The organism is Streptomyces sp. 8N616 (assembly GCF_052246385.1).
In the GTDB taxonomy this organism is placed as follows: Bacteria; Actinomycetota; Actinomycetes; order Streptomycetales; family Streptomycetaceae; genus Streptomyces.
In genome coordinates this window covers 13,123-33,507 of record NZ_JBQQBY010000003.1, presented here as the reverse complement: position 1 = coordinate 33,507, position 20,385 = coordinate 13,123, and the positions used below count along the sequence as shown (strand labels likewise).

The 20,385-nt window shown below is 72.2% G+C and carries 15 protein-coding genes; 7 read left to right on the top strand and 8 right to left on the bottom strand.

Going from position 1 to position 20,385, the window contains the following annotated elements; genetic code table 11:
- Positions 1-41: 41 nt before the first annotated feature.
- The 4 genes from ACTWQC_RS03290 to ACTWQC_RS03275 all read right to left on the bottom strand — a co-directional run bounded on the left by ACTWQC_RS03290 (position 42) and on the right by ACTWQC_RS03275 (position 5,719).
- Positions 42-1,697 (bottom strand): LCP family protein, encoded by a 1,656-nt coding sequence (locus ACTWQC_RS03290; RefSeq protein WP_443313965.1) that lies wholly within the window; start codon positions 1,695-1,697, stop codon positions 42-44.
- Positions 1,698-1,755: 58 nt separating this feature from the next.
- Positions 1,756-3,450: an LCP family glycopolymer transferase gene (locus ACTWQC_RS03285; protein WP_443313964.1), complete on the bottom strand. Its 1,695-nt coding sequence runs from the start codon at positions 3,448-3,450 to the stop codon at positions 1,756-1,758.
- Between the two features lie 149 nt (positions 3,451-3,599).
- Positions 3,600-4,835 carry an LCP family glycopolymer transferase gene (locus ACTWQC_RS03280; protein ID WP_443313963.1) on the bottom strand — a complete coding sequence of 412 codons (1,236 nt, stop codon included), beginning with the start codon at positions 4,833-4,835 and terminating at the stop codon, positions 3,600-3,602.
- Positions 4,836-4,957: 122 nt separating this feature from the next.
- Positions 4,958-5,719: a TIGR03089 family protein gene (locus tag ACTWQC_RS03275; RefSeq protein ID WP_443313962.1), complete on the bottom strand. Its 762-nt coding sequence runs from the start codon at positions 5,717-5,719 to the stop codon at positions 4,958-4,960.
- Positions 5,720-5,847: 128 nt separating this feature from the next.
- On the opposite strand from ACTWQC_RS03275, the gene ACTWQC_RS03270 reads away from it, so the two are divergent.
- The 3 genes from ACTWQC_RS03270 to ACTWQC_RS03260 all read left to right on the top strand — a co-directional run bounded on the left by ACTWQC_RS03270 (position 5,848) and on the right by ACTWQC_RS03260 (position 9,557).
- A complete protein-coding gene (locus ACTWQC_RS03270; RefSeq protein WP_443313961.1) occupies positions 5,848-7,173 on the top strand; it encodes a peptidoglycan recognition protein family protein in 1,326 nt (441 codons plus the stop codon).
- 142 nt (positions 7,174-7,315) lie between these two features.
- On the top strand, positions 7,316-8,398 hold the full coding sequence (locus ACTWQC_RS03265) for a sugar phosphate nucleotidyltransferase (protein ID WP_443313960.1): 1,083 nt from the start codon (positions 7,316-7,318) through the stop codon (positions 8,396-8,398).
- A 145-nt stretch (positions 8,399-8,543) separates the two neighbouring features.
- Positions 8,544-9,557, top strand: coding sequence for a DNA-3-methyladenine glycosylase family protein (locus ACTWQC_RS03260; RefSeq protein WP_443313959.1), 1,014 nt, complete (start codon positions 8,544-8,546; stop codon positions 9,555-9,557).
- Positions 9,558-9,601: 44 nt separating this feature from the next.
- Here ACTWQC_RS03260 and ACTWQC_RS03255 read toward each other — a convergent pair whose 3' ends face one another.
- From ACTWQC_RS03255 to ACTWQC_RS03245, 3 genes are all read right to left on the bottom strand, one after another.
- Positions 9,602-10,933: a coenzyme F420-0:L-glutamate ligase gene (locus ACTWQC_RS03255; RefSeq protein WP_443313958.1), complete on the bottom strand. Its 1,332-nt coding sequence runs from the start codon at positions 10,931-10,933 to the stop codon at positions 9,602-9,604.
- Complete coding sequence (cofD, locus tag ACTWQC_RS03250) at positions 10,930-11,910, bottom strand: 2-phospho-L-lactate transferase (RefSeq protein ID WP_443313957.1); 981 nt, start codon at positions 11,908-11,910, stop codon at positions 10,930-10,932. The genes ACTWQC_RS03255 and cofD overlap by 4 nt, the downstream gene beginning before the upstream one ends.
- A 61-nt stretch (positions 11,911-11,971) precedes the next feature.
- Positions 11,972-12,490 (bottom strand): cysteine dioxygenase, encoded by a 519-nt coding sequence (locus tag ACTWQC_RS03245; RefSeq protein ID WP_443313956.1) that lies wholly within the window; start codon positions 12,488-12,490, stop codon positions 11,972-11,974.
- Positions 12,491-13,146: 656 nt separating this feature from the next.
- On the opposite strand from ACTWQC_RS03245, the gene ACTWQC_RS03240 reads away from it, so the two are divergent.
- The 3 genes from ACTWQC_RS03240 to ACTWQC_RS03230 all read left to right on the top strand — a co-directional run bounded on the left by ACTWQC_RS03240 (position 13,147) and on the right by ACTWQC_RS03230 (position 19,036).
- The gene (locus ACTWQC_RS03240) at positions 13,147-13,410 is read left to right on the top strand and encodes a WhiB family transcriptional regulator (RefSeq protein WP_004952403.1); all 264 of its coding nucleotides are present in this window, start codon (positions 13,147-13,149) and stop codon (positions 13,408-13,410) included.
- Positions 13,411-13,649: 239 nt separating this feature from the next.
- Positions 13,650-17,531: a glycosyltransferase gene (locus tag ACTWQC_RS03235; protein ID WP_443313955.1), complete on the top strand. Its 3,882-nt coding sequence runs from the start codon at positions 13,650-13,652 to the stop codon at positions 17,529-17,531.
- Positions 17,528-19,036 (top strand): DUF5719 family protein, encoded by a 1,509-nt coding sequence (locus ACTWQC_RS03230; RefSeq protein WP_443313954.1) that lies wholly within the window; start codon positions 17,528-17,530, stop codon positions 19,034-19,036. Before ACTWQC_RS03235 ends, ACTWQC_RS03230 begins: the two co-directional genes overlap by 4 nt.
- A gap of 99 nt (positions 19,037-19,135) precedes the next feature.
- Here ACTWQC_RS03230 and ACTWQC_RS03225 read toward each other — a convergent pair whose 3' ends face one another.
- Positions 19,136-19,597: a metallopeptidase family protein gene (locus ACTWQC_RS03225; protein WP_443313953.1), complete on the bottom strand. Its 462-nt coding sequence runs from the start codon at positions 19,595-19,597 to the stop codon at positions 19,136-19,138.
- A gap of 271 nt (positions 19,598-19,868) precedes the next feature.
- Between ACTWQC_RS03225 and ACTWQC_RS03220 the strand changes: the two genes are divergently transcribed.
- On the top strand, positions 19,869-20,309 hold the full coding sequence (locus tag ACTWQC_RS03220; RefSeq protein WP_443313952.1) for a DUF3499 domain-containing protein: 441 nt from the start codon (positions 19,869-19,871) through the stop codon (positions 20,307-20,309).
- Positions 20,310-20,385 lie beyond the last annotated feature (76 nt).

Sequence of the window (20,385 nt, the reverse complement as noted above, 5' to 3'; positions counted from 1 at the left end):
CCTCCCCGGGCGCGGGGCGGTGGGCGACCAGCGGGCCACCGCTACCAGACGTTCGCCGGGTTCACCTTCATGCAGGCCGACTTGTCGTCGCCGTTGAGCGCGTCCGCGCTGTCCGGCGCCTTGTTGTCGTCCTTGCCCCCCGACCCCGCCGGCTTCGGATAGGCCGTCCCGTCCCGCCAGTCCGCGCCGATCACGAGAGTGATCCCCGTCACCGACGAGGAGTGCCGGACCGCGCTCTCGGGTAGGCCGAGCGCCTTGGCCACCGCGAGCGCGTCACCGCGCAGCGACTCCTCCGGGTACGAAACCGTGGTGTCCGCCCGCGACTTGGGGGTCGCGTCCGTGGCGGCCTGGGTGAAGCCGAGCTGGGAGAGCCGGTCGGCGATGAGGGCGGCGCGGCCGGTCACGGGGGCCTGGGTCGCGGTACCCGTACCGTTCTGGACGGTGACCGGGATCTCGGCCTTCGGCGCGGCAGGGTCGCTGGGCTTCGGGCTCTTCTTCGCGGCCTTCTTCTTGTCCTTGCCGTCGAGGGCGGTGTCGTTGCGCACCATCGAGAAGACCTTTTCCGCATCGCCCGGCTTCGGGATGATGTGCGCGGCATTGTCGGGGTCGGGCACCCAGGGCATGGTCGCCATGGTGATCCGTCCCGTCGGCACCCGCTTGAGGTCGTTGCCGAGGTCGTAGAGCTTCTTCACCGTGCCGAGGCCCTTGTCGACGGTGAGCGCCTTGGTCGCCGCCTCGGCGAGCCCGTTGAGCTTCCCCGGGTCGGTGAGCTTCGTACCCGCCTTGAGCTGCCGGACCATCGCGTTCATATACATGTGCTGGGCCTTGGCCCGGCCGATGTCGCTGCCGTCCTCGAAGCCGTGCCGGGTGCGCAGCCACTGCAGGGCCTGCTCGCCCTTGATGACCGACTCGCCCTTCCTGAGCCGCAGCCCGGACTTGGAGTCGTACACGTTGTTGTCGACGCAGACCGGGACGCCGCCGACCGCGTCGGCCATGTCCACCACACCCGCGAAGTCGATCATCATGAAGTGGTCGACCGGGATGCCGGTCAGCTCCTCCCAGGTGGCGACCGTGCAGCCCGGACCGCCGTTCTGGAGGCTGGAGTTGATGGTCGCGCTGTTCTCCGGGTAGACCGCGCCGTCGTCGGTGTCGGTGCACTTGGGGATGGTCACCCGGGTGTCGCGCGGCACGCTGATCACCGACATGTTGCTGCGGTCGGCGGAGACGTGCAGCAGCATCTGCACATCGGCGAGGGGCTTGCGGTCCCGGTCGGCCCTGGCCCCGCCGAGCCGCACGTTCTCCCTGGAGCTACGGCTGTCGGAGCCGAGGAGCAGGATGTTCAGCGGGGTCTGGCCCGCGGCGTTCGGCGAGCTCTTGTCGAGCTTGCTGTCCCCGAGGTTGAGGTCGTCCTTGCCGAGATTGCCGTTGAGGTGCAGGTAGTAGAGGTATCCGGCGCCCGCCGTGCCGAGTATCAGCAGCGACACCACGGTGGCGAACCAGCGCAGTATCCGGCGCTTGCCGCGCGGAGCGCCGCGCTCGCCGCGCTGCTTGGGCCCGCCGCGGCGGAGACCGCTGCCGCCGGGCGAGGGCTCCCGCGCGCCGGGGTCCCTCTCGTACAGGCTGTCGTCCCAGCCCAGGTCCTGCGCCTCGGGGGCGCTGCCGCGCGCCCTGGGTACGCGAACGCTGTCCTGCCGCATCGGGCCTCCCCCGTTCATACGGTCTTGCTTTAACGGACGGCCCGAAGAGCGGGCGGGTTTACTTTGCGCAGACCTGTTTGTCCGCGTTGACCTTCTGGACCTCTTCCGGCGCCTTCGCCGGACCGGTCAGCGGCGTGCCCGCTCCCTTGAAGTCCGCGCCGAGGGTGAGCGTCATGGCGGCCTTCGGCTCGGCGTCCTCGGTGCCCGGCTTCAGTGCGGACGCGGGCAGGCCCATCATGTCCGCGAGCCGGCGCGCCTGGTCAGCCTGGTTCGGCGCGTAGGTCAGTGTGGTCTTCTTCTGTTTCGGTCCTGTTGCGTTTCCGCCATTGCTCGACTTCAGCACGTTCTCGCTGTTCTGCAGCCAGTCGACGGTGTCCTGCGCGGCCCCGAACGGCCCCCCGCCGTTGAGGACCTCGACCCGCACCTCCGAAGGATCGGCCTTCTGGCCCTTCAGCTTGGCCTGCTCCTTCGCCTTCGCCTGCTTCTTCACCTCGGTGAGCGAGGTGTCCTCCTGGATCATGGAGAAGAGCTGCTGGGCCGGTTTCTCGTTGAGCACGACCGTACTCGGGACCTTCTCCGCCGGGTTGTCGAGCACGGGGATGGTCGCGAACGAGATGTTCTTGGTGTTGACCCGGCCGATGTCCTGGGCGAGCTTCCGCAGATCGTTGAGGTCGGCTATGCGCGAGTCGACCGTCAGGGCCTTGGTGGCGGCCTCGGCCAGGTCGAGCAGCTTGCCCGGGTCGGTCAGGGTGTCGTTGGACTTCATCTTCCGGATCATCGAGCTGAGGAACTGCTGCTGGATCTCGATCCGGCTCAAGTCGCCGCCGAGGCCGACGGAGTGGCGGGTCCGTACGAAGGCCAGGGCCTGCTCGCCCTCGACGGTGTGGTGGCCCTTGGAGAGCTTCAGGTGGGAGTCCGGGTCGTTGATGTCCTTGCCCAGGCACACATCGACGCCACCGACCGCGGAGGACAGCGTCTTCACCGCGTTGAAGTCGGCCATCATGAAGTGGTGCACCGGCAGGCCGGTCAGCTTCTTGACCGTGCGCATGGTGCAGCCCGGGTCGCGGCCATCCTGGCCGAGGCTGTTGTTGAACCGGGTCTGCGGTGTGCCGGGAATGTTCTTGGTCGACCCGTCCTCCTGCTTGGTCTCGCAGTCGGGGATGTCGGTGATGAGGTCGCGCGGGATGCTCAGGGCCGTGGCGTTGCTGCGGTCCTTGGAGACGTGGAAGAGGATCGTGGTGTCGGCGTGGCCGACGCTGCCCCTGTCCCCGTAGCCCTCGTTGCCCTTGCCGGTACGGACGTCGGTGCCGATGACAAGAACGTTCAGCGGTCCGTCGCTGGTTGCTCCCGCGTCCCCGACGTCGACCTTGCTGATGTTGCCGTTGAGGTGCTGGTACAGGTAAACGGCCCCGGCGGTCCCGGCGATCAGCACGACGGCCATCACGCCCCCGGTCCAGTACAGCGCCTTCTTCCTGCCCGACGCCTTGGGCTTGGGCCTGCGGCGGCTGGGCTGGGCGCCGCGCCGGCCGCGCTGCGGGGGGACGGCCTTGCGGCGGCGCGTGGGCTCCTCGGGCGGGGCCTCGGTCCGCGAGACGGCCGTCGTCCGCCGTGACGCAGCTCTGCGCTGCGTGGGGGCGGACGGCTGCTCAGCGGAATGACCCAGTCGCAGCTCGTAGTCGCCGGTGTCCGGGTTGAACACCCATTGGTCCGCGGGGTCGATGTCGCCCGCCCGCCCACGTCCTTGCGCGTCCACGGTTGCCTGCATCCTCCGTCGGTGACACGGGATCGCTCACACTATCCGCCCAGTTCAGCGCCAAGCGACGCCGGTGACAAATTCCCCTCCCCTACAACTGGGCAATACACCCGATACCTTCGAGTCGGACCGCGCCCCTTTTGTGCCGTTTATGCACACATGCCGTTTGCGGCCGTCGTTCCTTTGTACGTGGGTGCCTGGCCGGTTGGTTCACCGCTCGGCTCGGCCGCGTCGGGCTTCCGGTCCCTGCCCATCGCCTCCGGCTCGTTATCCGGCGGCGCCGTGCCCTCGGCCTCGGCCTCCCGGGGCTCGGCGGACACGGTCACGCCGAGGTCGTTGCGCAGCAGGTTGAACAGCTGGGCCGCATCGGGTTGTACGAGTTCGTCCCGGTTCGCGTTGAGCGAGTACGGGCGCCGCGGGACGGTCAGGAACTGAACCTTCTCCGTGGGAATGCCGCGCAGACTGCGCACCAGCTCGTACAGCTCCCGCAGCGAGTCCAGGCCGGAGTCCGTGGTGAGCGAGGAGGTCGCGGCGTCCAGCACCGGGTAGAGCCGGGTCGGGTTGAGCAGGACGCCGTTGCTCTGCACCTTCTTCACCAGCGCGCCGAGGAACTGCTGCTGCCGGCCCATCCGCTCGGTGTCGCTGCCGTTGCCCAGGCTGTAGCGGGCGCGTACGTACCCCAGCGCCTGCTCGCCGTTCAGCCTCTGCTGGCCCGCGGGCAGTTCGAGATGTGCCTCTTCATCCTTTATGGGCTCCTTCAGGCAGACCTCCACGCCGTGCACCGCGTTCACCATCCGCTTGAAGCCGGTGAAGTCCACGATCATGTGGTGGTCGATGCGGATGCCGGTGAGGTTCTCGACCGTGCGGATCGTGCAGGCCGCGCCGCCCTGCTCGAACGCCGAGTTGAACTGGGCGAACCGTGCCTGGCTCTCCTGCCCGCCCGGCTTGCGGCAGCGCGGCACGTCCGTCATCAGGTCGCGCGGGATGCTCACCGCCGTGGCGCTCTTCCGGTCGGCCGCGAGGTGCAGCAGGATCGCGGTGTCCGAGCGCTGGGTGCCGCTGTCCCTGCCGTACTCGGCGTTCTTGTCGGCGCGGCTGTCGGACCCGATGAGCAGGATGTTCTCGGCGTCGTGCACCAACGCGGCGGGCCGCTCGGCCTCGTACCGCTTCAGCTCGGCGGCCGTGCCCGTGTCGGTCGTGATGTTGCCCTCGAGCTTCTGGTAGAGCATCCAGCCCGCCCCGGCCGCCGCCAGGACCACCACAGAAGCGCCCAGCGCCCCCCAGCGCAGCCAGTGCCTTCTGCGACCGTGCTCGGAAGAGCTCTCGGATCCGTCACCCTCCGGGCCGTCGGGCGTGCCAGCGCTCTCGGTCACGTGTGCGTCCATCTCTCATGGAGTCAGGCGGCGTCACGCCGCGCGGGTCCCCCCCGGGTCATAAGGAGCAGACCGCCGAACCCCTCGCATGGTTGTACGTACGCCATCATCGCGCCGACCCCGTAAAAGACCCGTCAGATCGCGGTCACGGTGACCCGTTCGCTCTCCCGCCGCTGGTCCAGCGCCTCGGCGCCGAGCTGTTCGAGGTGGCGGCACAGCACCACGGAGCCGCCGGACGCCAGGGGGGCCAGCAGTCCGGCAGAGAGCCCGTCCCAGGTGTCGTACGGCAGGCCGGACAGCAGCCGGGACACGGGGGTGAGGCCGCGGGCCGCCGCGTCGGCGCGCGCCCGCTCCACCACCTCGGCACCCGTGAGCTGCTCGCCGCCCGCGAAGGCCAGCGCGGGCGCGTCCGGGTCCACCGGGGCGTACGGCGCGAAGCGGTCGCCCTGGCTCGGCACCTCGACGGCGTAGTCGAGGAAGCCCTGCGGGGCCTGCGGGAAGCGGACACCGAGCGGGCGCAGGCTGAGCGCCACGCGCTCGCCGCCGCAGGCCCGCGCCTTCTCCAGCGTGTCCGGGTCCGGGCCGCTGACGACCAGTTCGGCCGGCGCGGGGTCCCCTCCGAGGTCCGCGACGACTCCGGTCGAGGAGCAGGCGAGCACCCAGACCGCCGTCTGCCAGTGGGCGGGCAGCAGCAGCGCCAGCCGGTCGCCGGGCTCGGCGGCGAGGTCGCCCTGCAGCAGGTTGGCGGTCTTCGCCACCCAATTGGCGAAGGTGGCCACGGAGAGTTCGACGCGTTCCCCGGTTGCGTCGTCGTAGAAGGTGACCAGGGGGCGGGCCGGGTCCGCGGCGAGTGCGGATCGCAGCAGGTCGGCAGGGGTGCGGTCGGTGGCATTCACCCGCGCAAGCGTACGCGTCCGGGCCGCGCTGGGCCGGGCGGGCGTACACCTTTGGGGCACCGGTTCGGCCGACTGACCGTCATGTCACGAATAGACATAGATGTCGTAGCAAGGTCACGATCGTATTTATGCGTGCACTTCTTGCTTCCTCGATCGGCGTGGCCTGCACGGCCGCACTCGCGCTTCCGCTTGCCCTGCCCTCCGGAGCGACCGCCGCACACCCCAACCCCGCCGCCCCCACCCCCCAAGTCCCCGGCAGCACCCAGTCGCTGCCGCTCGAACCGCTGAAGACCTCCGCCCGCGCCGTACCCCGGCGTTCCGCCGCGGCAGGACTCGCCGCACGGGACGTCAAACCCTTCTCCCTCGTCGGCATCGTCTGGGACGACGCCGCCACCGAGTTCCACGGCCGGGCCCAGGTCCGTACCCGAAACGCCGGTACGGGCAAGTGGTCGCCCTGGCAGGACATCCAGACCCACAACGACGACCTGCCCGACCCCGGCTCGCCCGACCGGCGGTCCGGGCGGGCGCGCGGCAGCACTGCCCCGCTGTGGGTCGGCGACTCCATCGGCGTACAGGTACGGGCTCTGGCCGAGGGTTCACACGGTCGGACCAGCCCCGGCGGGCTTCCGCGCGGCCTGCGCATCGAACTCGTCAACCCCGGTGACGATCCCGAGGACGAGAACCCCAAGAGCCGGACCTCCCTGTCCCCCGAGGAGTCCGCGAGTTCCGCAGTCAACGCCGAGTTCGCCCCGCTGGGCGCCGCCGAGATCACGGCCCTCGGCAAGGAGGCGACGGCTGCGGAAGCGGACGAGGTGACGGGCACCAGCGGCTCCGCTGCGAGCCGGCCCTACATCGGCCCGCGGCCGCGCATCGTCACCCGGGCGGGCTGGGGCGCCGACGAGAAGCTGCGCGAGCGGCAGTTCCTCTACACCAAGACGGTCAAGGCCGCCTTCGTCCACCACAGCGCGACCGGCAACAACTACACCTGCAGGCAGGTCCCGTCGATCCTGCGCGGCATCTACCGCTTCCACGTCAAGAGCAGCGGCTGGCGCGACTTCGGCTACAACTTCGTGGTCGACAAGTGCGGAACCATCTACGAGGGGCGCGCCGGTGGCGTGGCCAGACCCGTCATGGGCGCACACACGCTCGGTTTCAACACCAACAGCATGGGCATCGCCGTTCTCGGGACGTATTCGAGATCCGAGCCGCCGACCGCCGCGGTCGGCGCCGTCGCCCGCCTCACCGCCTGGAAACTCGGGCTGTTCGGCATCAATCCACGCGGCAAGGTCACACTCGTCTCGGGCGGGAGCAACAAGTACAGAAAGGGAGCCAACGTCCAGCTCAACGTCATCTCCGGGCACCGGGACGGATTCGTCACGGACTGCCCGGGAGCCCGCCTCTACGGCAAGCTGGGCGCGGCGCGTTGGTCCTCGGCCAAGCTCCAGGGACGCTGAGCCGCTGAGCCGTCGGCACGCTGAGCCGCCGATGCCGGGGCCGCCTCCGTGGGGGCTTGCGTCAGTCCACGTCGGCCGTCCGCCGTCTGCATACACTGGCCGCCGACCACGACCGGCCCCGGCAGGAAGCAGAGAAGACAAGGTGACAGAAGCGATCCTCCTGGTGGGCGGCAAGGGTACGCGGCTGCGCCCGCTGACGGTGCACACGCCCAAGCCCATGGTCCCGGCGGCCGGCGTGCCGTTTCTCACCCACCAGTTGGCGCGCGCCAGGGCGGCCGGTGTCGAGCACATCGTGCTCGCCACGTCGTACCTCGCCGAGGTGTTCGAGCCGTACTTCGGCGACGGCTCCTCGCTCGGGCTGCACCTGGAGTACGTCACCGAGCGGGAGCCGCTCGGCACGGGCGGCGCGATCCGCAACGTCGCCTCGCACCTCCGCTCGGGCCCCGACGAGCCGGTGCTCATCTTCAACGGCGACATCCTCACGGGACTCGACATCCGCGCCCTGGTCGACACCCACGCGTCCTGCGGCGCGGACGTCTCGCTGCACCTGACGCGCGTCGAGGACCCGCGCGCCTTCGGCCTCGTACCGACCGACGACGACGGCCGGGTCACGGCCTTCCTGGAGAAGCCGCAGACGCCCGAGGAGATCGTCACCGACCAGATCAACGCGGGCGCGTACGTCTTCAACCGCTCCGTCATCGACGCGATCCCGGCCGGTCGCCCCGTCTCCGTCGAGCGCGAGACCTTCCCCGGACTGCTCGCCTCGGGCGCCCACCTCCAGGGCATGGTCGACTCCACGTACTGGCTCGACCTCGGCACCCCGCAGGCATTCGTCCGCGGCTCCGCCGACCTCGTCCTCGGCCGCGCGCCGTCGCCCGCGGTCCCGGGCCGCTGCGGCGACCGGCTCGTGCTCGACGGCGCGGAGGTGGCGAGCGACGCGAAGCTGACCGGCGGCACGGTGGTCGGCGCGGGCGCCGTCATCGGCGAGGGCGCGCGGATCGAGGGCAGCACGGTCCTGGAAGGCGCGGTCGTCGAACCCGGCGCGCAGATCCACGACTCCCTCATCGGAGCGCGCGCCCACATCGGCGCCCGTACGGTCCTGGCGGGCGCGGTGATCGGCGACGGGGCGGTGATCGGCGCGGACAACGAGCTGCGGGACGGTGTGCGGGTCTGGTGCGGGGCGCGGATCGCCGAGCGGGCGATCCGCTTCTCGTCGGACGAGTAGCGGGTCGCGGGCCGTCTCGTCGGCGGCTGTCCGCCATCCCGTGGAATGCGCTCAGAAGCGATGTTTGCGCACGTCAGAGCCTCGAACGGCTCGCTAAGTCACCGCCATTGGCCCTAGGCTCGTAGGCGACTGGAGGAAGGCCCCCGTGAACCGACGAGCCCATCGCGCGCCCCGGACCGCCGTGCGCGGCGGGGCCTCGCAGGTGCCCGCGGCTGTTCCGCGGCCGCGACAGACGCCGACCGCGTCCCGGTGCCGACGCTGGACGCCGCCGGGAGCCCTCGATCTCGGCCTGACGGTCGGTCCGCTGCGCCGCGGCCCCGGCGACCCGGCCTTCCGCGTCACCCCCGACGGCTCGGTCTGGCGGGCGAGCCGTACGCCTGCGGGGCCCGGCACCCTGCGCCTGTCCGTCCGCTGCGGGGAGGTCGAGGCGGAGGCCTGGGGGCCGGGCGGCGACTGGATGCTCGACCGCCTGCCCACGCTGCTCGGCGCGGACGACGACCCGTCGGCCCTCACCCCGCGCCACCGCCTGGTGCACGAGATGCAGCGCCGCTGCCCCGGCCTTCTGCTCACCCGCACCGGCTTGGTCCTCGAATCCCTCGTGCCCGCGATCCTGGAGCAGAAGGTCACGAGCGACGAGGCGTACCGCGCGTGGCGGCTGCTCCTCCAGCGCCACGGCGAGCCCGCCCCGGGCCCGCTCGACCGGCTGTACGCGATGCCCGACGCGCGCGGCTTGGCCATGCTCCCGTCCTGGGAGTGGCACCGTGCCGGCGTCGACGGCAAGCGCGCGGCGACGATCGTCCGCGCCGCGCGCGTGGCCCGCCGCCTCGAGGAGGCCACGGCCATGAACCTCCCCGACGCCCTGGCACGCCTCCAGTTGATCCCGGGCATCGGCCCCTGGACGGCCGCCGAGACGCTCCAGCGCAGCAACGGCGCCGCCGACGCGATCACCGTCGGCGACCTGCACGTGCCGAAGATCGTCGGCTACGCGCTGACGGGTGAGCGCGGTGCGGACGACGAACGGATGCTGGAGCTGCTGGCCCCGTACGCCGAGCAGGGCGACGGCCAGCGCCACCGCGCCTGCCGCCTGATCCTCCTGTCCGGCCGCACCCCACCCCGCCGCGCCCCACGCTTCGCGCCGAAGGACATCAGCGTCCTGTAGCCGAGACGAGGGTCAGCCGCCGACGCGCCCCACAGCGGGAGGCGCTACCGAACCTCCACGAACGCGTCGGCATTCCGCGCGGGCCGCGCCTTCGGCGCAGCGGCCGGATGCCCGACCGCCACCGCCCCCATCGGATCCCAGTCGCCCGGAAGTCCCAGCACCTCCCGCACCACATCGCGGCAGAACATCGTCGACGACACCCACGCCGAGCCCAGCCGCTCGCCCGCCAGGGCCACCAGCAGGTTCTGCACCCCGGCTCCCGCCGTGACCACGAACATCTCCCGCTCGGCCGCGTTGCGCCGCTCGTCGCGATACGTGTGCGAGCCGTCCATGACCAGACACGGCACCACCAGATACGGCGCGTTCCGCAGCACATCGCCCCGGCGCACCCGCTTCGCGATGTTCTCCTCCGAGAAGCCGTCCCCGCGCAGGTCCGCGACCCACGCGTCCCGCATCGCGTCGAGCAGCCGCTTCCGCGACTCCGGCGACTCCAGCAGGACGAACCGCCACGGCGTCGTGTGGTGCGGCGCGGGCGCCGTCACCGCGGCCGCGACCGCGCGCCGTACCGCGGCCGCGTCCACCGGCTCGTCCGTGAACTCCCGGACCGTACGCCGCAGTGTCACCGCTTCCCGTACGGCCTCCGAGGTTCCGAGCCGGAACATGTCGTCCGCGGGGGTGCGCACCACGGCCCGCGCGCCCTGGGCGTCCTCCTCCACGAGGTGCGGCAGCCCGCGCAACACGGCGACCGGCAGCCCCGCGGCCTTGCCCTTCACCAGGTCCCCGGCCGCGGCCAGCTCGTCGGCGGTCGCGACGACGGTCGCGCTCAGCGGATTGCCGTGCGCGTCCGTTCCGCCCCGCAGGTCGTCGAGCACGCGCACCCCCGACGCGCCGATGGCGACGTCCGTCAGCCCGTTGCGCCAGGGCCGCCCGAACGTGTCCGTGACCACGACCCCGACCTCCACGCCGAGCGCGTCCCGTACACCCTCCCGGATCCGCCGCGCCGACTCGTCCGGATCCTCCGGCAGCAACAGCGCGGTTCCCGCAGGGGTGTTGGACGCGTCGACCCCGGCCGCCGCCATGACGAAGCCGTGCCGGGTCTCGACGATCCGCAGCGGCCCGCGCCGCGCCACGACCCGTACGGCCTCGGCGTCGATCGCCGCCTCGCGGTCCCGGGCCTCCACGATCCGCCCCTCCGCCTTGCTGACGATCTTCGAGGTGACGAGCAGGACGTCGCCGTGCGCCAGCCCGGGCAGGCCGTGCGCGGTGGCCGCGTCGGCGATGAGCTTGGCCAGGTCGTCCCCGGACGCCACCTCAGGGAACCCGGGCAGCGCCCACACCTGATACGACGGCACGTCCGCCGCACCCGCCCCCGTCACGCCCGTACCTCCTCGGCGAGCACGAGCGCCTCGGCCGCCATCCGGGCCGCGGCCTCGACGTCCGTCATCATCAGCGGTACGGCCCGGCAGCGGATGCCCGCCGACTCGACCTCGTCCACAGCGCCGGCGTCCACCGTGTCGACGAGCCAGCCGTCGAGCAGCCCGGACCCGTAGTGCTGGGCGACAGCGGCGGCCGTCGACTCGACCCCCACCGCGGCGAGCACCTTGTCGGCCATGCCCCGCACGGGGGCGTTCCCGACGATGGGGGAGAGGCCCACGACCGGCACCCCGGCGTCGGCGATGGCCTCGCGGATGCCAGGTACGGCGAGGATGGTCCCGATGCTGACGACCGGGTTGGACGGCGGGAAGAGGACGACATCCGCGTCGGCGATGGCCTCGAGCACGCCGGGCGCGGGCTTGGCCTGGTCCGCGCCGACGGGCACGACCGCGTGCGCGGGCACGGACGCGCGCAGCCGCACCCAGTACTCCTGGAAGTGGATGGCCTTGCGCTCGCCCGGACCCGCGGCGGAGCCGCTGTCGGGCAGAGTGACGGCCACGTGAGTCTCGACGCGGTCGTCCGTCATCGGCAGCAGCCGCACCCCCGGCTGCCAGCGCGCGCACAGCGCCTCGGTGACCGCGCTGAGCGGATAGCCCGCGCCGATCATCTGCGTACGGACGATGTGCGTCGCGAAGTCGCGGTCGCCGAGCCCGAACCACTCGGGGCCGACGCCGTAGGCCGCGAGCTCGTCCTTCACGGTGAAGGTCTCGTCGGCGCGCCCCCAGCCTTGTTCCTCGTGGATGCCGCCGCCGAGCGTGTACATCACGGTGTCGAGGTCGGGGCAGACCTTGAGCCCGAAGAGATGGATGTCGTCACCGGTGTTGCCGATGACCGTGATGTCCGCGTCTCCGGCGGCCGACTTGAGACCGCGGAGGAAGCGGGCGCCGCCGATGCCGCCGGCCAGAACCACAATGCGCATGGGGACAGTCTGTCAGCCGAAGGCTTCCGTTGAGGGTGGCGGTGGGTGATGGGCGGGGGTTTCAGCCGGAGACGGTCTCCAGAGCACTGGGCGAGCTCCCCTGGCAATGTGCGTGGGAGACCCCAGCCGCGTGCATCGTCATCTCGGTCAGGCCCGGGAAGTAGATGTGCAGGCTGACGGCGGGAGTCAGCGCGTCGTTGACCACCTCGTGCACATATCCGGGCGCGAAGACGCGCTGCGCGCCGGACCCGAGCGAGCGGGGGCCGCGCTCGGTGTGCTCGGTCAACTCGCCCTCGAGGACGGTCAGTACGCCGGAGGAGCGCCCGTGGTCGTGCAGCCCGCTGCCCTGGCCCGGCACCCAGCTGAGCAGCCAGACCTCGTAACCGGGCCCGGTGCGCAGCCGGTGGTACCAGCGGCTGGTGGCGTCGTACTGGACGAGGTGCGCCCAGCTCGCGCGGTCCGCGGCGATGGTACGGGCCAGGCCCGCGAACTCGGCGACGGTGGCCGGGTGTACGGGGACGGGCGGCAGGAGGTGGGGGATGGCGAGCGGGTCGCCGGCGATCTGGACGTCGCTGTTCATGTGCGGAAGGTTTCCTCGGCAGAAGTGCTTGGGCACAGATAGCTGGAGCGCGGTGGCATCAACAGCTGGAACAGCGACAGTGAGCCTGCACGGCGCAGCGGGCCGCGGCATCGCAGAGAGTGCGAGGGCGGGTCCCGAAGGGCGCGTGGGTCACTGGCATGCCCTTAAGTGGAGCGGTTCGGCCCCGCCGTGTCAACTTGGTGCCCGATTCGGCGGCAATGATTCACCTCATCCGGTTGCTGTGCCCGCTGAAAGGTTTGTTCAGCTCTGGCCGCGGAGAGGTGGCGCACCAATCGCTCGGCGACCGCTCAGCAGTCGTACCCGCAAACGCCGTTGCCGTCTCGTGATCACACTGTGATCCGCTTCGCTTCCGTGATCGGATCGCAACGGGATGGGCGATGCTCGCGTCCCTATATGCGAGGACGTGGACCGCGGATGAGGGCCTGCGGTGCTGTCATGGTTTATGACGATTGGCACACTTTCCGCATGGCCTTGGTTCCGCAGAGTGAATAAGGGCCCCAATAGCAGATCTCGGCTTGACTGGCCTGGATACGCACACTTGTAATTTCACTCGTGTCGTTCACCGCCCGCGATGACTGAACGGGGCATCGGTAACGGCAGCATCACGGGGACGTAAAGACTGACGAGGGGCGCACATGACCGAGCTGTTCCAGCAACTGCTGGTCGAGGAGGCGGACGAGGAGCTCGGATGGCAGGAGCGCGCACTGTGCGCCCAGACCGATCCCGAGTCGTTCTTTCCGGAGAAGGGCGGATCCACCCGTGAGGCGAAGAAGGTCTGCCTGGCCTGCGAAGTCCGCTCCGAGTGCCTCGAGTACGCCCTCGCCAACGACGAGCGGTTCGGCATCTGGGGCGGTCTGTCGGAGCGCGAGCGCCGGCGCCTGAAGAAGGCGGCGGTCTGACGGCCCTTCGGCCGGCCATCCGGTAATCCACGACAAATCCACCCGGTCCGCCTCCCGTGCCCTCCGCACGGGAGGCGGACCGCTGTCCACAGGGCGGTCGCCGGGTCCTGGCGAGCCGTTAGTGTGGGTGGCCGTCCACGATGCGCCAACACCCCCATGGGCCGTGCGCGTCGACCGCAGTCAGCAGAGCCGTCTTCCGGGGGCGACCCCGTACCCCGGCCGGAGGGGCCCGTACCTCGATGTCCGTGCACAGCCACCCGACGGCCCACTACGGGGCCGCCGCTCCCGAGTTCCCGCGGCACGTCGTCACCGCCGTGCTCGTCTCCCACGACGGCGCCCGCTGGCTGCCCCGGGCGCTCTCCGGACTCATCGGCCAGGAGCGCCCGGTCCAGAACGTCATCGCCGCGGACACCGGCAGCGCCGACGAATCGGCCGCACTGCTCACCGACTCCCTCGGGCCAGAGCGGGTCCTCCACCTCGCCCGCCGTAGCAGCTTCGGCACGGCCGTCGAGGAGGCGGTTCGCACCGCCGGTGTGCTCACCCCCGACGAGCTGCCCTATCTGAAGCGGCCCAGCGGCTGGGACCCCGTCAACCGGACCTGGCGCGACGAGGCGTACGAGATGCCGGAGCTGCCTTACGGCGAGCCGGTCCAGTGGCTGTGGCTGCTGCACGACGACTGCGCCCCAGAGCCGGACGCGCTCGCCGAGCTGCTGCGCGTCGTCGAGGCCAGCCCCTCCACCGTCATCGTCGGACCCAAGCTGCGCGGTTGGTACGACCGCAGGCAGCTGCTCGAAGTCGGCGTCACCATCGCCAACAGCGGCCGCCGCTGGACCGGCCTCGAGCGGCGCGAGCAGGACCAGGGCCAGCACGACCAGGTCAGGCCCGTCCTCTCCGTCTCCTCCGCCGGCATGCTCATCCGGCGCGATGTGTGGGAGGAGCTCGGCGGCTTCGACCGGCGGCTGCCGCTCATGCGCGACGACGTCGACCTGTGCTGGCGCGCCCAGGCCGCGGGGCACCGGGTCCTCATCGCCCCCGACGCCGTGGTGCGGCACGCCGAGGCGTCCGCCCGCGAGCGCCGGCCCATCGACTGCGCGGGCCGGTCGGTCGCCAGCCCGCACCGCGTCGACAAGGCCGGCGCCGTCTACACGATGCTCGTCAACAGCCGCGGCGCCGTGCTGCCGTACGTACTGCTGCGGCTCGTCCTCGGCACCCTGCTGCGCACCCTCGCCTATCTGGTGGGCAAGGTGCCGGGGCAGGCGCTGGACGAGGTCGCGGGGCTCTTCGGCGTACTGCTGCGGCCCGGGCGGATTCTCGGCGCGCGCAGGCGGCGCGGCAGAGCCCTGGTGGAGGCGAGTGAGCTGCGGCCGCTGTTCCCGCCGCCCGGCGCGACCCTGCGGGCCACCGTGGAGTCGGTCGCGGGGAACTTCGTCGGGCGCTCCGAGCCCGAACTGGCGTCCGGCGGACGCCACGGCGCCGTCGAGTCGGGGCCCGGCGGCGACGACGCGGACTTCATGGAGGTCGAGCAGTTCGCGCGGCTCAAGCGGATCGCGCGCAAACCGGGCCCGGTCCTCTTCCTCGTCCTGTTGCTCGTCTCGCTCATCGCCTGCCGCGGACTGCTGGGCCCCGGCGCCCTGTCCGGCGGCGCGTTGCTGCCCGCCCCTGCCGACGCCTCGGCGCTCTGGGACACGTATACCTCCGGCTGGCATCCCGTCGGCGTCGGCGGCACCGCGTCCGCGCCTCCCTATCTGGCGGTCGTCGCGTCCCTGGCGACCCTGCTCTTCGGCAGCACCGGCCTCGCCATCACGCTGCTGCTCGTCTGCTCGGTGCCGCTCGCCGGGCTCACCGCGTACTTCGCATCCCGGCCGCTCACCGACTCCCGGCTGCTGCGCGCCTGGGGCAGCGTCGCGTACGCCTTCCTCCCCGCGGCCACCGGCGCGCTCGCGGGCGGCAGGCTCGGCACCGCGATGCTCGCCGTGCTGCTGCCGCTGCTCGCGCGCGCGGGCGTGGCGGCGACCGGGCTGCGCCTCAGGCGGCAGGGCAGCGGGGGCACGCGGCCGAGCTGGCGCGCCGCCTGGGCGTACGCGCTGCTGCTGACCCTCATCACCGCCTTCACGCCCATCGTCTGGCTGATCGCCCTCGTCCTGGGCATCGCCCTCCTCGTACTCCGCGCCCGCCGGCGGGACAACCTGACGGCGTACGTGCTGCGCTTCGCCGTCTCGCTCGGGACGCCGATGGCCGTCCTCGCCCCCTGGTCGCTGTCCCTGCTGACCAGCCCCTCCGGCTTCTTCCGCGAGGCCGGGCTGAATTACGGCACCGGCTCCGCCTCCGCGCTCGACCTGCTGGCGCTGAGCCCCGGCGGCCCGAAGGCCACGGGCGGGCTGCTGCTGATCGGAGTCGTGCTGGCCGCGCTCGCCGCCCTGCTGCGCGGCGAGCGGCAGCAGGCGGTCCGCACCGCGTGGGCCGTGGCCCTCACCGGCCTGCTGTTCGCGGCACTCGCCAACAGCTCGGGCTGGGCGGGGCCCGCCACCCTCGTCTACGGCCTCGCACTGATCGCGGCTGCCGCGGTGGGCGCGGAGGGCGCGCGCGAGCGCGTCGAGGCGCAGAGCTTCGGCTGGCGACAGCCGGTGGCGGGCCTCGTCGCCCTCGCCGCGGCGGCGGCCCCGCTGTTCGCCGCGTTCGGCTGGATGATCAGCGGCGCAGACGGCCCGGTCGAGCGGCGCGAGCCGGTGCAGGTCCCAGCGTTCGTGGCCGAGGAGAGCGGTACCCGCGACCAGCCCCGCACCCTCGTCATCGGGGGCGACCGGGCGGCCGAGGTCTCGTACGCGCTCGTGCGGGGCTCCGGCGCGCGGCTCGGCGACGCCGAACTGGCCGTGGCGAGCGGCGGAGACACCCGGCTCGCCGGCATCGTCGCCAACCTCGTCGCGGGCTCGGGCGCCGACCAGACCCGGCAGCTGGGTGGCTACTCCGTGCGCTATGTGCTCGTACGGGACGGCGCGCCGCGCGAGATGAGCCGCGTGCTGGACGCGACGCCGGGGCTGACCAGGCTCAGCCAGGAGGACGGCAGCGCGCTGTGGCGGGTGGACGAGAAGGTCGCGCGCGTGACGATCGTGCCCGGCGAGGGCGGCGAGCAGGGCGGGGGGACCGCGCAGGAGGTCGAGGCGGTGCCGGTGGCCGCCGAGCCCGTCGAGGTGCACACCGACATCCCGGCCGGTCAGGAGGGCCGGATTCTGCGGATCGCGGACCGGGCCGCCCCGGGCTGGCAGGCCACCCTCGACGGCACACAGCTGACCCCGACGACCGTCGACGACTGGGCCCAGGGCTTCGAACTGCCCGCGGGCGGCGGCCGGCTGGACCTGACGTACGACACCCCGTTCACCCGCACTGCCTGGGTATGGGCGCAGGGGCTGCTCGCGCTCGTGGTGCTGGTGCTGGCGCTGCCGGGGCGGCGGCGGGACGTCGACGACGACATGCCGGACCAGGAGGCAGCGGCCGTGCCCGCGCAGGCGGTCGAGGGCGAGGGGCGCCGGGCGCGCAGGCTGCGGGCGGCCGCGGAGGCGGAGCAGGCGGCCCAGGGGGGACAGGAGGCGGAACCGGCCGCATGGCAGGGCGCGGACGGTGGACCGGGGGCGGACGAGCCGGGGGCGCCGGTGCCCGCTGGGCATGGGGCGCCGGTGCCGGAGCCCGCTGGGCCGGCCGGGCAGGAGCCCGCGCCCGTACAGGAGGGGTACCAGGACGCGTACGCCGCCGTCCCGCAGCAGCAGCCGTACGGGGAGTGGGACCCGCAGGCGTACGCCGATCCCGGCCAGCAGTACGGCGGCCAGGGCGACCAGGGCACCTACCAGGGCCAGTATCCGGACCAGTATCAGGGGGCGTCCTATCCCGCCGATGCCTACCAGGGCGGGCAGTACGACGCCCAGGCCGGGCAGTACGGCCAGTACGGAGGCGGCCAGTACGCCGACCCGTACGGCTATGCCGCCCAGCAGCCCTACGCCGACGGCGCCTACCCGGCCCAGGGCCAGGGCCCGGGAGACGCGGCGTACGGCGAAACGGCCTACGGCGACACGACGTACGGGGACGGCACCGAGCCCGGCCCCCGCCGCGACGGGAGCGACCAGCAGTGAACCGCACGACCCTGTCCCTGATCTGCGCCGCATCGGCGCTGGCAGCCGTCACGGGGTTCGCCGCCCTCACCGTCCCCGACGCGGACTCCGGCGACTCCCGGGCCACCGCGGCCCGGCTGCCCGTCGAACGCTCGGCCCTGCTCTGCCCTGCGCCGTCCTCCTCCGACCTCGCCGAGACCACGTACACCTCCTTTACGCCGGAGGGCGAGGTCGCGGGCGCGGCCGCGCAGAAGAGCAGTGCGGAACTCCTGCCCGCGGAGAAGAAGGACGGCGAGCGGCAGGGCCAGGAGCGGAAGGGCGGTGCGCAGAAGCCGGTCGTGGCGCTGAAGGAGCCCGGCAAGCCGGTCACCGCCACCTCCTCGGACCCCGAGGCACCCGCCCTGATCGGTACGGCGGACGGAGCTCTGGCCCCCGGCTGGAGTACCCAGCAGACCACGGTGATCGGCGCGGGCAGCGGGCGGGCGGTGCTGGGTGCGACCTGCACTGCGCCGGACAGCGAGTTCTGGTTCCCGGGCGCGAGCACCGTGAGGGAGCGCCAGGACTACGTCCACCTGACGAACCCGGACGACGGCGCGGCCGTCGTGGACCTCGAGATGTACGGCAAGGACGGCCTCCTGAAGACCACGGCTGGCGAGGAGATCACGATCCCGGGCAAGAGCAGTGTCCCGGTGCTGCTTTCCACCCTCACCGACGAGCCGACAGCGAACGTCACCCTGCATGTCGTGGCGCGCGCGGGCCGCGTCGGCGCCTCCGTACAGGCCGATGACGACAAGCTCGGCGGCGACTGGCTGCCGGCCTCTGCCGACCCCGCCGGAACCGCCGTGCTGCCGGGCATCCCCAAGGACGCCACTTCCGTACGGCTGGTGGCGATGGCCACCGGCGACGACGACGCCGACCTGACAGTGCGGCTCGCGGGGCCCTCCGGGCCGATCACTCCGGCCGGTCACGAGACGCTGAACGCGAAGAGCGGCATGACGACGGCCGTGGACCTCGGTGACGTCACCAAGGGCGAGCCCGGCTCGCTGGTGCTGAGCCCGGCCGAGGGCAGCGACCCGGTCCCGTTCGTGGCGGCGCTGCGTGTCACCCGCGGCAAGGGCGACAAGCAGGAGACGGCGTTCATCCCGGCCACCGCCGCGATCGAGGAGCGCGCCACCGCGGCCGACAACCGGGCCAAGGGGTCGGTCCTCTCCCTGGTGGCACCGGGCAAGGCGGCCAAGGTGAAGGTCGTCTCCTCGGCGGGGAGCGCGGGCGGCGCGACGGCGAGCAAGACGTACGCGGTCAAGGGCGGCACGACGCTCTCCGTCACGCCGCCGGTCCCGTCCGGGGTCAAGGGGAGCTTCGCGGTCACGGTCGTACGGGAGTCCGGCGGGGCCGTGCACGCCTCCCGGATGCTGGAGCTTCCGGAGGGTGGCGTTCCGATGTTTACGGTGCAGACCCTCCCTGACGACCGGGGGACGGTCGCGGTTCCGGACGCGGGCGAGGACCTGTCGCTGCTGAACGACTGAGCGGGACCACCGAGCCCGGGCCGCGGCCCGGCTCCGACCCGATCCGCCCGGCTCCGACCCACCCCCCGGATTCGGCCGGATCCGGTCCGATCCAGCCGGTCAGTCCTGCCCGTACCGCGGATCGACGGACTCGGGCGCCAGGCCCAGCAGTTCGGCGACCTGCTCGACCACGACCTCGTGGATGAGCAGCGCGCGCTCGTCCCTGCTCTTGGTGCGGATCTCGACGGGCCGCCGGTAGATCACGATCCGCGCGGGCCGCCTCCCGCCCGCGGTGACCAGCCGGCCGAGCGGCACCGTCCCGTCGTCCCAGGAGCTCCCGCCGTCCTGATCGGAGCCGTCCGGGGGCGGCACCTCGCGCACCGTGAACTCCACGTCCGACAGCTGCGGCCAGCGCCGCTCCAGCCGGTCGACGGAGTCGTGCACAAGATCGATGAAGGCCTCCGCCCGGCTGGCCGCAAGAGGCACCTGAGGCGGGGCGACCGGTCCACGCATGCCGCGTCCGTGACGGTCACGCCGTCGTGGTCGCGGCTCGGGCGGGCGGGGAGGTACGCGGCTGTCCATCACCTCTGAGGGTAGCTGTCCGCCCAGGCGCTGGATGCCCAGGCCGGGCACCCCGCGTCATGTCGGGAGATGAGCATTCCAGCCATAGTTGCGCCCGAATCTGTTCGGTCTTGAGACCGCCGATCTCGAGACGAATGACACTATTTGGATCGAGTGGTGACCGCATTCATCGTCGGCGTCATTCCGGGGTCCCCGCCTCCCCGCAGGTCAGCTCGGTTGTCCGCAGGTCAGGGCGGGTATGGAGGCCGGAACGACACGGCGGAGTGAGCTCGTGGAGAGTCGTCGCGGCCCGCTCAAGAGTGCGGTACCGTCCAACGTCGTGAGCCCTGTACGTCGCTGTTCGCGCACCGCCTGCGGACGCCCTGCCGTTGCGACACTGACGTACGTCTACGCCGACTCGACCGCCGTCCTCGGACCGCTCGCCACCTACGCAGAACCGCACTGCTACGACCTGTGCGCCGAGCACTCCGACCGGCTGACCGCCCCCCGCGGCTGGGACGTCGTACGCCTCGCCGTCGACTCGGGCCCCGCCCGCCCCACCGGCGACGACCTCGAGGCGCTCGCCAACGCCGTACGGGAAGCCGCCCGCCCGCAGGAGCGCGCCGCGGGCGCGGCCGGCGGCGGGGGCGTCGGCATGGGCGGCCGGGAGGCCGACCCGATGGAGGTCGCCCGCCGAGGCCACCTCCGCGTCCTGCGCTCGCCCGAGTCCTGAACCGGCCCGTAACCCCCTGCGAGTACTGTGCTTCCTGGGGGAACACACCGGGGAACAACAGAACTCCAGGAGGCGT